Annotated in this window: 9 protein-coding genes; 2 read left to right on the top strand and 7 right to left on the bottom strand. The window is 58.0% G+C overall.

What is annotated here, in order from left to right:
• Nucleotides 1-62: 62 nt before the first annotated feature.
• Entirely contained in the window at nt 63-854 is a 792-nt protein-coding gene (locus Poly51_RS10310; RefSeq protein WP_246114394.1) for a methylamine utilization protein, read from the bottom strand.
• Nucleotides 855-1388: 534 nt separating this feature from the next.
• On the opposite strand from Poly51_RS10310, the gene purD reads away from it, so the two are divergent.
• A complete protein-coding gene (gene purD / locus Poly51_RS10305; RefSeq protein ID WP_146456906.1) occupies nt 1389-2675 on the top strand; it encodes a phosphoribosylamine--glycine ligase in 1287 nt (428 codons plus the stop codon).
• 14 nt (nt 2676-2689) lie between these two features.
• On the opposite strand, the gene prmC is transcribed toward purD, so the two are convergent.
• The 5 genes from prmC to Poly51_RS10280 all read right to left on the bottom strand — a co-directional run bounded on the left by prmC (nt 2690) and on the right by Poly51_RS10280 (nt 7128).
• On the bottom strand, nt 2690-3577 hold the full coding sequence (gene prmC, locus Poly51_RS10300; RefSeq protein ID WP_146456904.1) for a peptide chain release factor N(5)-glutamine methyltransferase: 888 nt from the start codon (nt 3575-3577) through the stop codon (nt 2690-2692).
• 102 nt (nt 3578-3679) lie between these two features.
• Nucleotides 3680-4762, bottom strand: coding sequence for a peptide chain release factor 1 (gene prfA, locus Poly51_RS10295; RefSeq protein ID WP_146456902.1), 1083 nt, complete (start codon nt 4760-4762; stop codon nt 3680-3682).
• A 106-nt stretch (nt 4763-4868) separates the two neighbouring features.
• The gene (gene rpmE / locus Poly51_RS10290) at nt 4869-5108 is read right to left on the bottom strand and encodes a 50S ribosomal protein L31 (RefSeq protein ID WP_146456900.1); all 240 of its coding nucleotides are present in this window, start codon (nt 5106-5108) and stop codon (nt 4869-4871) included.
• A 129-nt stretch (nt 5109-5237) separates the two neighbouring features.
• Nucleotides 5238-6191, bottom strand: coding sequence for a class I SAM-dependent methyltransferase (locus Poly51_RS10285; RefSeq protein WP_146456898.1), 954 nt, complete (start codon nt 6189-6191; stop codon nt 5238-5240).
• Nucleotides 6181-7128, bottom strand: coding sequence for a bile acid:sodium symporter family protein (locus tag Poly51_RS10280; RefSeq protein ID WP_146456896.1), 948 nt, complete (start codon nt 7126-7128; stop codon nt 6181-6183). The genes Poly51_RS10285 and Poly51_RS10280 overlap by 11 nt, the downstream gene beginning before the upstream one ends.
• 103 nt (nt 7129-7231) lie before the next feature.
• On the opposite strand from Poly51_RS10280, the gene Poly51_RS10275 reads away from it, so the two are divergent.
• On the top strand, nt 7232-8584 hold the full coding sequence (locus tag Poly51_RS10275; RefSeq protein WP_146456894.1) for a hypothetical protein: 1353 nt from the start codon (nt 7232-7234) through the stop codon (nt 8582-8584).
• A 147-nt stretch (nt 8585-8731) separates the two neighbouring features.
• Here the strand turns inward: Poly51_RS10275 and ccsA are convergent, their stop codons facing one another.
• Complete coding sequence (gene ccsA / locus Poly51_RS10270; protein ID WP_146456892.1) at nt 8732-12346, bottom strand: cytochrome c biogenesis protein CcsA; 3615 nt, start codon at nt 12344-12346, stop codon at nt 8732-8734.
• Nucleotides 12347-12396 lie beyond the last annotated feature (50 nt).

Below are 12396 nucleotides of genomic sequence, written 5' to 3'. Positions count from 1 at the left end.
GACGAATCCTGGTCTTCGGGAATCAGATTCCAACCGTTGTGGCGGGTGGTGATCGCGTCGGCTTAATTCGCGTCTAGCGAATCGGCGGGGATGACGACGGTGCCCATGTCGTTCATGCCAGCTTTGACTTTGGTTTCGAAACGGCTTCGCTTCCATTCTGCTTTTTTGCCGTCGATGGTGACATCGCTGATCGAGCCGGCTTCGTGGTAGGCGCGGAAGACCAAGTCGGTGTCGACCGGCAGTCCCTTGATCACCAATTCGCCATCCGCGTTGCTGACCGCCGCGAACGGATGTTCCAAGACGACAACGTACGACTTCATCCAAGGGTGGATGTTGCAGTCGACGGGAATCGGTGCGGGTTCGTCTTTTTCCAAATCGACGGTTTTCGACTGGCCGGCCGGAATCGTGAAATTCTGTTGCTTGTTGTTGAAGAAACCAAGGTTGGCGTTGTGACCAACCGAGTCAGGGTTGGTGACTTCCAGTGTGTCGCCGACTTGAGTGATGACGATGTGCGGCTCGAAGCGGCACTGGTCGTTTGCAAGCGTGTGAGTGTTCTTGACCGGATCCATTTTCGGCAAATCAGTGCCACCTCGTCCGGTGTAGACATAAACGACGACATTCTTGATGCCTTTGTTTTCCGCGTTGACCAGCAATCGCTCGTCCACCAAAGGGTTCTTGCCACAAAACTCGACGTCCTTGTTGACGTCGATGGGCGCCGGCTTGACCGCTTCGCCGCCGTATTCGAAACGAATTTTCAAATCACCGGTTTCTTCTGCGGCGGCTTGTTGGCCAGCGGACGACATGGTGGCCAAAGCGGCAATCAACGCGATCCGGGACACAATCGAAATCTTCAAAGCTGACTCTCCTAGAGAGAACGAAATTTTGCACGGTTGGGGGGGCAGCGGCACGAGACAACGCACCGCATACATCGATGATTTTCAAGCAATTGGCAGCAAAGGCAACCCTGCCAATCTTTCTGGATACGCATTGGTGTACCCATATCGCGAGTTTAATCGCTTTAAATTTTGGCGGGGGGGATCGCCCAAAGCCGGCGATTGACAGGAAATACGACGACAGGAGTTGCCGGAGGGGCAATCACGCCACCGTCGTTTTCAAATCAGTCGTGGGCGACGAGTGTGCTATCCCCAGGGGGTGGGATCAATTTAGGACAGCAGGAGGACACTCCTCGGCGAGCAAGTTGCATTGTATCCCACAGCGGCGAGGCGTCCACCGCTAAGCGAGTCGAAACGTGGCAATTCTAGCTATCGGAGGCCTTCAAGCGTGCCCGCTGTTGGCTGTGGCCTGTGCCGCGTAAATTGCCGGTTGAAAGTTTTTTGGCTCGATCGGATCCCCATCGAGCCGTCCCCCGCAAGGTCAAGGTTCGTGCGATGAAGGTTTTGGTGGTTGGTGGTGGTGGTCGTGAACACGCGTTGGCGTGGAAAATCGCCCAATCGCCACGCGTGAAGCAAGTCTTCGTCGCTCCCGGAAATGCCGGCACCGCACGCGACGCGACCAACGTGCCCATCGAAGTGACCGACAAGGCGGGGCTGATCAAGTTCGCCCAAGACGAGGCCATCGCGATGGTGGTTGTTGGGCCCGAGATCCCCTTGGTCGACGGATTGGTCGACGACATGGAGGCCGTTGGAATCAGGGTCTTCGGCCCATCCAAGGCGGCGGCAGAGTTGGAAGGCAGCAAGGTGTTTTGCAAAAACCTGCTGCACACGGCCAATATCCCGACCGCGACTTACCACACGTTTCGAAGCGCCGAGCAGGCGTCGCGGTACATCTGGGAGCGCTACTGTGACCCCAACGACCCGGTCCCGGTTGTGGTCAAGGCGGACGGGCTTGCGGCTGGCAAAGGGGTGATCGTTTGCGGCACGCGGGCTGAAGCACTCGACGCCATCGATCGCATCGCCGGGCAACGTGAATTCGGCGATGCCGGAAAAGAGTTGATCATCGAAGAGCGTTTGACCGGACAAGAAGCCAGCGTCCTTGCGATCACGGATGGCGAAACGATCGTCACTTTGCCCGCGGCGCAAGACCACAAGCCCGCGTATGATGGCGACACCGGTCCCAACACCGGCGGTATGGGGGCGTACTGTCCGACGCCAATCATCGACGAAGAAATGATGGCCCGCATCGAGGCGGACGTCTTGGTGCCGGTCGTTCACGCGATGAAGCGAGCGCGGCGACCGTTCAAAGGCGTGTTGTATGCCGGCTTGATGCTGACGCCGGGCGGACCCAAAGTGTTGGAATTCAATGTCCGCTTTGGCGACCCCGAATGCCAGCCGTTGTTGATGCGACTGAAGACGGACTTGGTCGATGTCTTGGAAGCCACCATTGACGGCAGACTCAGCGAAATCGAACAGCTAGAATGGGACGAGCGACCGAGCATTTGCGTCGTCATGGCCAGCGAAGGTTACCCAAGCAGTTACGAAAAAGGTCGCGAGATCAAAGGCTTGGATGCCGCCGACGCGATCGAAGACGTGAAAGTCTTTCACGCGGGTACCAAAACGATCGACGGCAAAGTCACCAACGACGGCGGCCGAGTGTTGGGTGTGACGGCGATGGGCGACACGATCGCGAAGGCGAAACTGCAAGCCTATCGCGGCGTCAAAGAAATCCGCTGGCAAGGTGCCTGGTGTCGAAAAGACATCAGCGACAAAGCAAGGTAGCGTTCGCTTGTCGATCAGGCTCGTTTAATCGAAAGGATCCGGCGGTGGTGGTCGAGATCTTTGATGAAGCGTTCGTCGGTGAAGTCTTTGCTGGCCTGCGCTAGCTGCAAACACGCATCGGCAATCATCGGGCTCAGTTCGATGATCAGCCGTCCGCCGGGCTGCATCCGGGCGGGTACCTCGCCAATGATCCGCTCGATCACTTCGGTTCCTTTAAGGCCCGATACCAATGCCGATTTTGGTTCAAAGTTACGCACCGTCGGTGACAGTTCGTCGTACTCGGCATCGCTGACGTATGGCGGGTTTGTGCAGATGATGTCGAACAATTTTGGCTCGTCAACGGCGGCCAGCAGATCGCTTTCGATACAGCGGACCCGATCGGTAACGCCGTGTTGGTCGGCATTCCAGGTTGCAATTTTCAGCGCCGCTTCGCTCAGGTCTACCGCTGTCACTTCGCAATTCGCAAACGTCTTTGCCACGGAAACGGCGATCGCGCCGCTGCCGGTTCCAATGTCCGCGATCTGTAGCGGTCGGTCGGTGATCATGCTGGCCTTGGCGACGTCGAGCGCTTCGATGACCAGGTGTTCGGTTTCGGGGCGCGGGATCAGTGTGCTGTCGTCGACGCGAAATCGCAGCGAATAGAACTCGCGATAGCCGACCAGTTGAGCGACCGGAGTGCCCTCGCCATGGCGACGGACCATTTCGCGAAAAGCGACCCGTTGTTCCTCTTCGGGTTCTTCACCGAACGCGGTGTAGAGTTGAATGCGGGTGCAGCCTCGCGCGTGCGCCAGCAGGACTTCAGCATCCAAGCGAGGAGAATCGCTGCCGTTTCGTTTGAAGAAATCTGTCGTCCATTCCAATAGCCGCAGCACGGTCCACGGATCTTGTTGGCTGGTGGACATGGCGTTTACTTCCGTGAGAGCGCCCCGCGGGGCCGGGGCATGTGATCTTGGGTGGCCGAACGGAGATGCCATTGGGCCAGTCAGGTCTGGGCTGGTCCGCAGTTACTCGATCATGTCACCGCGAAGTTGATCGCGATCGTACTCGATCAGTGCTTGGGTGACGGGCGAGACGTCGCCGGCGATGATTTGATCCAACTTGTACAGCGTCAAGTTGATGCGGTGATCGGTCAAGCGGTTCTGGGGATAGTTGTAGGTCCGGATGCGTTGGCTGCGGTCTCCCGACCCGGTCAAGCCTTTGCGAGTCTCGGACATCTTCGCTTCCTCTTCCTCGCGTTTCTTTTCGTAGATCCGTGCCTTTAAAACTCGAAGCGCCTTGGCCAAGTTCTTATGCTGGCTCTTTTCGTCTTGGCATTGCACGACGATGCCTGTTTCGTGGTGCGTCACACGGATCGCGCTTTCGGTTTTGTTGACGTGCTGGCCGCCCGGGCCGGAGGCACAAAACTTATCGATGCGATAGTCTTCCGACTTCACGTTGACTTCGATGTCTTCGGGTTCGGGCAAGACCGCGACCGTTGCCGCCGACGTGTGGACTCGGCCTTGCGTTTCGGTTTCGGGCACTCGTTGGACACGGTGACCGCCCGATTCGTATTGCAAATCGCGGAATACGCTTTCGCCTTCCAGCGACATGACCACTTCTTTGAACCCGCCCATTTCGGTCGCGCTCATGTCCATGATCTCGGTCTTCCAGCCACGAGCTTCGGCGTACTTGCGATACATTTCAAACAAGTCGCGCGCGAATAACGCGGCTTCGTCACCACCGGTTCCGGCGCGGATTTCCATCACGCAGCGGGTGCGGTGCGAGTCTTCGCCGCCGACGGTCAGCGACAACAGCTCTTCCCAAAGCTCTTCGCGATCAACCTTCAGCGAAGCCATTTCGGTTTCCGCCATTTCACGTTCTTCGACGTCTTCGGCGACCTCGACCAATTCTTTGCACTGGCGGATCTCGTCGGTCAGTCGTTTGAATTCGCGGTACTTGCCCGCGACTTTCGCCAATCCGCCGTGTTCCCGAGCGACGGCGCTGAAGCGGACCCCGTCGGCCTGGATCTCTGGCTTGGCCATGTCATTTTCGAGTTGGATGAACCGCCCGAGTTTTTCCTCGAGCGTGTCGCGAATGGTGCCGCTCATACGGAGGCGTCTTTGATCAGAAGAGAAGTGGAGTGGGGCAAAGAAAACAGCCGCATCGGTCCAGCGGGGACCGAGCGGCTGATCATGAAATTAGCAATCGGAGAAGCTACTTCTTCTTTCCCTTCTTCGGCGCCAGGCTGCCGTAGGTGCCGGCGGCAAACTTTTTCTGGAACTTGTCGATTCGACCGGCGGTGTCGACGAACTTCAACTTGCCGGTGTAAAACGGATGGCATTCGCTGCAAATGTCGATCCGAAGTTCGGGTTTGACGCTGCGCGTGGTGAACGTGCTGCCGCAACCGCAAACAACCGACGTTTCTTGATATTTGGGGTGGATGCCGTCTTTCATGGCTGATTCTTCATTAGGGGGTTTGGGCGGTTCTGGCTTGGTACAGTTCCGCATGGCCCCGGAGTGTATGCCAGGAGGGGCAGTTTGTTCAAGTGCGGCAAATCCCGGGTTGCGGATCGGGGGGGCCGATTACTTCACGATTCGCCAACATCGGTGAATTCGCTTGTTCCGAAAGTCTTCCGGCACCGTTTGGCTGCTGATTTCATGAGCCTCGCTGACGTAGATCGACTGTCGGTCGAACTTGAACTGCCGAAAATTGTTGCTGAAGTACATCACGCCGCCGTCCGGCATCAGCTTCAAGATTTCGTGCAGCAAGTCCATAGCGTCGTCCTGGACCGCCCAATCTTTTTCTGTTCGTTTGCTGTTGGAAAACGTCGGCGGGTCGACGACCACCAGGTCGTAGTGTGGCCCAGGCGCATGATTGACGACGAACTCGCGAGCGTCGGCGGCGACAAAGCGATGGTCGTCGCCGTCGAAGCCATTGCGAGCCATGTTGGCTTTCGCCCACTGCAAATAGTTCTTCGACAGGTCCACCGACGTCGTCTTTGTCGCTCCGCCGGCCGCTGCGTAAACCGTGAACGATCCGGTGTAGCAAAACAGATTCAAAAACGACTTTCCTCCCGCCGCGTCGCGAATCATCGATCGAGTGATCCGATGATCCAAGAACAGCCCCGTGTCGACATAGTCGCGCAAGTTGACCAGGAATTTCAGTCCTGCTTCGCCGACCTCCATTCGGTGTTCGGACTGGTCAACTTTCTCGTGCTGGGTCTTCCCCCGTTGGCGACTGCGTCGTTTGAAGAAGACGTTTTCCGGTTCGACTTCCAACGTCGCCGCCGCGGTTGCCGCCATCAGGTCGAGCCACTCTTCGTGCTCTTCATCGTCGCGGTCGTGCGGCCGTTCGTATTCCGTGATGTGCAAACAATCATCATAGCGATCGATCACCAACGGAATCTCGGGGATATCGCGTTCGTAAATTCGAAAGCACGAAACGCCTCGCTTTGTCGGCCATTTACGAAAGTGCTTGGCCCGCTTGGCAAGCCGCGAGGCGAACTCGGTCGTTTGTCGGACAGTTTTATCGTTCATCGTTTTTCTTTTTCCAACGATCGACGACCACCGTATCGATCACCAATTGGCTCAAGTGGTACACCAGCATCGGAACCACGCTGACGCCACAATCAATCGCGATCTGCAGTCCGACCATCAACGTTTTTTGGCTGCCGCCGATGCCCACCGCAATTTGGCGATCGCGATCGATCCCCATACTCCGTGACACCCCGATGCCCAGCGCCAACGCAACCGTGTGGATCACAGCAACGACGGCCAGCAGCATTCCGAGCGTCGACCATCCTAGCGGTCCGTCGCCGTTTTGATCGACGGTCTGGCGACTGGCGATCGCGCCGAAGACGACCATCACCAAAATCCCCCACTGACCTACCAGCGATAATCGCGGCTTGTTTCGATCTGCCCACCCTGCAAACCCGAGTCGACGCATCGCCTGGGCAACCACCAACGGGGCGACAACCAAACTGCCTAGCTTGATGATCTGGTCGGTCGCTGAAATTTCGCTTTCGCGGCTAAGCACCAGCATCAGCCCCACCGGCACGACCGCGACGCAGGCCAGATTGGTGGCCACGGTCGTCATCATCGCCACCGAATCGTCGCCGCCGGCGCGGCGAGTCCAAACCGATGCGGACGCCAACGTACACGGGACCAGTGATGCGACGAACAAGCCGCCGAAAATTCCGGCCGGCAAAATCCACTGAGCCGGCAGCGTCAGCAGCGGCACCACAAACAGGTTGATCGCGATCGCCAGCAGCCCGGCCGTCGGGCGGGCGATGCTGGTGCGAATTGTATCCGCAGCCAGGGTGACGCCCATCGCCCACATCACCACCAGCACGACGCCGTTGCGTAATCCAGGAACCTGCGTGATCGGTTCTAGCCACGGCGCCGTGAAATATCCGGCCGTGAAACACAAGCCAATCGAAATCAAGAACCAATGTTTGCTAATGGTTGCCCACATGCTGCGATCTTCCCAAACGACCTATCGGTGATCCAGAAAGTGAACGTAAGATCGCCGCAGAGAATGTACCAATATCATCCGCCGTTCGGGAAGGAATCCGGCCGTGCATGAACGAACGCAGCGAGCGATGGCTCGAATGATGTTCGTTTTCTGCTGCGCGGTCCCCACGTCGATCTCCCTGACAATCATCGTCGTGATGGCGACGCCGTGGTACGCCCGTCGAGTCAAATCGCACTTCGAGTCCGAACTGTCTCGCGATACGGGGCTGGTCGTCCAGATCGGCACATTGACCCAAACCGCACCCACGTCCATTCGCATCGACGAATTGCGACTGATCGAACCGGAAACGTCGGAAGAAGTCGCCTACGTTCGGCAACTCGATTGGGTCAACCGGCCGGCCGAAGTTTCGATTCTGCTGCACCAGCCGAAACTGCATTCGCGAACGCTGCCCGGTGCGTGGCGACTGATTCACGATCGATTTTTATGTCGCCCCGAACATACAGGAAAACCGATCCGGTTTGCCGCCAACGATTTGACGATCGCCGACGGCGTCACAGGCGGTCTGACCATGACCGATGTCGACGCTTGGATCGAGCCGACTCAGGACGCGGTGGAAGCCAGCATTCAAGGCGTGCTGGCACAATCGAAAACGGGAACACCGATTGGGATCACCTTTCGTCGCGACCGCAGCGGTGCTTCACCGGCGACCGACTGGACCGTCGATACCCACGACAACGCCCTGCCCTGCACCACGCTTGCCAAGTACGTCCCGGGCCCGATCGGGAATCTTGGCAACGAATCCACGTTCGCCGGTTCGCTTCGCTGGCACCTGCCCGGCGGCTTCGCCAACGATTCGTCGTGGTGGATCGATATCGCGGGCGACTTTTCGGACGTCGCGCTGGATCAGGTCTTTGAAAAACAATCCCATCGTTGGACCGGACGCGCGAATATCCATTTGGACCGCTGTCGATTCGAACCCGGCACCAGCATCGACGTCGCCGGCACGCTGCGCGTCGGCGACGGACAGATCGGTCGATCGCTGCTGGCGGCCGCCAATCGCAATCTCGGATTCGAGCTGCGATTACCCGAAGGAACCGAGGACATTCCGTTTGACCGCATCGCGATGCGATTCAGTTTGAACGACACACAACTTCGGCTTGACGGTATCTGTCACACCGAAGTCGGCTACACCAACTTTCCAGGCGACATCGTGATGCACTCGGGCGGCTATCCGATGGTGCGTTCGGGGCCGCAAACGTTGCCGTCCATCGCCTTGGTTTCAGCACTCGCGCCGTCGCACAGCGTGATGGTGCCGGTCGCTGGTCAGAATGCGAAACTGATCGAATTCCTAATTCCGCCCAGTCGCCCGATGCCCGCGGACCCCGAAGCGATGCGGGCCAGGATTCAAACGGCCCGCGATTGGTCCGGCGGCGAAGTCACGTCACAGCCGTATTAGCGAAATGAAACCGCCTTGCCACTGTTGGCGTTGTCATGTCCATCGGCCGCATGAGGTCGAAAGCCAAGCGTGCTATTACGTTTCCAGTACCTTTCCAGGCGGGCATCTTTGCGCGCCGGACTTTTTTCTAACGATCAAATCCGAAAGTTAGGCCGCCGGTTTTCCGAACCGTAGACCCATCATTCGGAACACGCCGTCGGCGACCATGAAGAACAGTTGTATGCCGACGAATAGGCTCAACCACATCAATACTCCGGACGTGAATCCGTAGCTGTGCAGTCCGATGCCCAATTCGTTGGTGCCGAACCAGCTCCATGCCGTCACGATGTTGCCGCCGATCGCCAGCACCGAAAATCCTCGCGCCGACACCATGCCGTCCCAGCGGGCGTGCAGCATCAGTGCGTTCCAAATCACAATCAAGAGAGCGCCGTTTTCCTTCGGGTCCCAGCCCCAGAACCGACCCCAGCTGTCATCGGCCCACAGGCCGCCCAGCACGGTGCCGACGAAGCTGAACAGAATTCCGAAGCACGCCGCACCATAGCAACAACGGTACAGGTCTCGCATCACTTTGCCGTCGCGGCCCAGCCAACCGGCGATCAAATAGCCAATGCCAAGCGTCCCCGCGACCATCGTTGCGACATAGCCCAGCGTCACGCTGATCACGTGCGTGGCCAGCCAAAACTGGGTATCCAAAACCGCTTGCAACACCGGCATTGTGTCGCCCGTGTTCAGTCCGTAAGCAACCAGAAGCGTCATCACGCCGGCTGCGGCCGACAAGATGTTTCCGATGCCGTACTTGAAAATTCGTTCAACGACCAAGCCGAACAAGACGGCCGCCCATCCGATGAACACCGCCGACGAATACAGGTTGATCACCGGTGCGCGTCCAGTGATTGAGATCCGGCACAGAATCGCAACGGTGTGAATCGCCATCGCCAAGGCGAGCGTTCCCCAGACCGCCTGACGCAGTCGCGGCAGATCGACCAAAAAGTAGATCAGTCCCATCACCAACGTGACCAGATAAAGCATCATCGCCACACCGGTCGGCCAATTCGATTGCATCCATCGTTCCAGCGACACCATTGCGGGTTTGTAACCGGGAATGGGATAGGTCTTGAACGCTGCCAAGCCCGAGTCCACCGCGTCGTTGAATTTCGCCGGGTCTTCACTGCCGTACGCTTGGATCATCTTGCCGAACGAATCGATTCCCGGACGCCCCTTGTCATCGGCACCCGCATCGCCACCGGCGACTTCGCGGAAATGGTCGAAGAACGCAGGACCGAACGCCGCCCACTGGGGTTCGTTGACGGACGCGGTGATCTCGTCGACCGTGGGAGCCACAACGCCTGGCGCTGACATCTGCTTGAGGGCTTCCAGACGACGCTGCAATTGTCTCAGCATCACCATTTGCCGATCACTCTCGGTCGCTTCGGGGAACACCTTCTTGAATTCGTCCATCGGGATGTCTTCGGGCACCGGTAATTGAAACGCAGCGGCCGTCAACGTGAAGTGACGTGTGCGCCGGTCGAGTTCGACCAGCTTCTTTTCCTTGAAGGTCATCTCCGATGCATCTTTGGGTGACGCCGTTTCAATGATCTTGCTGGCGCGGTCCCACTGTTTGCTGATCTCGTCCAGCGAATACAGTTTGCTTTCGCGGCGATCCAGTCCCAATTCGCTGCGGACCTCGTCCGAATCGATTCGGAACATTGGCAAGAAACGCAGTTCGGGCTTTTCAATGGCGACTTCAAACAACCACTGCATCGCCGACAATTTTCGTCCTTGGACGCGACCTTTGATGCCCGATGGCGCGGTGTCCAGCGGTAGCGATTCTTTGTTGCTGATCGCCTTCAACGTCTGACGTGCGTACGCGTCAAGCGGCATCACTCGGCCGCCGAATTGGGTGGGAAACTTTCCGGCCGCATAGAAGTCAAACGATTGCATGCGGTTGGTCGGGCGCAGCGTATTCATCGCGGCCGACCATGGCACCAGTGCCATCAATGCCAAAACGCCGAACCCACCGGCGGTCGCATAGACGGGCCACTGTGACGGTCGCTTGCCGGCAAACTCGGCCAGTTCTTCGCGTTCTTTGCGAGTTTCGCGGTCCCGGCGTTTCAAGAACCGCGTCAGTGTTCCCAAGAAGTGCGCCAGCATCCCCAGTGCGGTGATGCTGCAAGCGACATAGGGAATCAACCAGCCCGAGTTGCGGACGACTTGGATACTGGTGATCTCTTGGCCGTTGGGCAGGGTGTCGAAGCTGGATTGATAGAACGTCTCGCCACGGTAGCGCAGCGGGTTGTTCATCCAGATGCGTTCCTTGCGGTCTTCGCCGGTGTCTTCGGCAATGATGCGAACGAACGACGAGTAATCTCGCGGCGTTTGTGTGCCGCTGTAAGTGGTGCGTCGGAAATCTTCCAAATGGATCCAGTACGGTTTGACTTCGCGATGGAACTTCAAACCGAGTTCGTATTTGTCGTCTCCAACCGAAACCGAATCGAACAGGTCTTTGCCGGTACCGGATCGGGTCAACATCCCGCGATCGGAAAACAATTGGCTGACCAAGTGCCGACCCAAGGATTCGCCCGATGACTTATCCGTCAATTCGACGTACGCCGACGCCACATTCATGGCCGCATCCACGCCGCCCGATTTCGGTCGGTCGACCGCGCCGGCTTCCAAGCCCAATCCAACATTTGCCAAGTTGTCGGCCGGGACATCGCCCAGGGTCGAGTTGGGATAGAACGCCAGCACGTTGACGTCGACGGGCAGCGATTCGTCCGAGATCGCGGTCTTGGAATTCAAGGCGGCTTGCAGGCGAGTTCCCGGGATCGCCGTGACGACGTCTTCACCATCGAGTGACTTGATGAACGTCAATTCGATTTGATCCAAGTTGACGAACGAGTTGGTGGTTTCGCCTTCGACCATGCTCAAGCGTTGTTCGGTTTGGCGGTCGCCAAAGACGAATTGACCGACCATCAACAAACCGACACCGATGTGCAACAGCACGTTGCCGCCCTGCTTGCCGAAAACCAAATGGCATCCCGCCAAAAGGATGGCGCCGGCGCCGAGTCCCTTCGTCAACTGCCAAACGATCCGCAGGCCAGGTTCACCGATGCGGAACCCGCTGAACATCGAATACGCCACAACGCTCAATACGCTGGCCGCGACGACATACAACAGCGGCTTCATCGTCGAGTTGTTGACCTTGGACGCGCTGATCCCCAGTGCAATGCCGATGACCGTGATGCTGGCCAGCACGCCGGCCCACAGTTTGTCATAACCGAGCCATTCGGGCGGCGTACCTTGCAGACCGTCGCTATCGTGGCCCGCCATGATCACCACCGCGGCGACCGCACAGCCGAGTAAAATCACCGCCAGTCCGCCAAACAGTTTTCCGCCCGAAGAGTGAATCTTAAAACGTGTGATCTTGGCGGCGACCAAGTTGATCATCAACAGCACGCCGATCAACGCGCCGCCGGTAAACGGAATCACGCCTGCGATCGGTTTATCGTGCGGCAAAAACGCTTGCGGAAAGAAGTCGTCGATATGCAGCGGCGCTATCCACGACAAGAAGTACCGCTGCTTGACTTCCAACATGTTCATTTCGTCTTGAGCCAGTGTCCCCACCAGCACCAGGATCAACGAGCACGCGAACAAAAACACCGTCAATTTCAACGAGCCGGCGACCCGCAGGATTTTCCAGGCGAAGCCGTTCACCGTTTCGTCGCGATCGAAGGTTTGGGAGTCAGAAGCGATGGTCGCCATCTTGGGGTCTCTTAGAGAACGGTTGGATTCAGACATCTTCGCGGGCACGG

The sequence above is a fragment of the Rubripirellula tenax genome, from assembly GCF_007860125.1.
Lineage (GTDB): Bacteria > Planctomycetota > Planctomycetia > Pirellulales > Pirellulaceae > Rubripirellula > Rubripirellula tenax.
This window is presented reverse-complemented; position numbering and strand designations above follow the sequence as displayed.

What these genes read in the sequence shown, in the direction of transcription:
- purD (WP_146456906.1), top strand. Translation starts at nt 1,389, where the DNA reads ATGAAGGTTTTGGTGGTTGGTGGTGGTGGTCGTGAACACGCGTTGGCG.
- prmC (WP_146456904.1), bottom strand. Translation starts at nt 3,577, where the DNA reads ATGTCCACCAGCCAACAAGATCCGTGGACCGTGCTGCGGCTATTGGAA.
- prfA (WP_146456902.1), bottom strand. Translation starts at nt 4,762, where the DNA reads ATGAGCGGCACCATTCGCGACACGCTCGAGGAAAAACTCGGGCGGTTC.
- rpmE (WP_146456900.1), bottom strand. Translation starts at nt 5,108, where the DNA reads ATGAAAGACGGCATCCACCCCAAATATCAAGAAACGTCGGTTGTTTGC.
- Poly51_RS10285 (WP_146456898.1), bottom strand. Translation starts at nt 6,191, where the DNA reads ATGAACGATAAAACTGTCCGACAAACGACCGAGTTCGCCTCGCGGCTT.
- Poly51_RS10280 (WP_146456896.1), bottom strand. Translation starts at nt 7,128, where the DNA reads ATGTGGGCAACCATTAGCAAACATTGGTTCTTGATTTCGATTGGCTTG.
- ccsA (WP_146456892.1), bottom strand. Translation starts at nt 12,346, where the DNA reads ATGGCGACCATCGCTTCTGACTCCCAAACCTTCGATCGCGACGAAACG.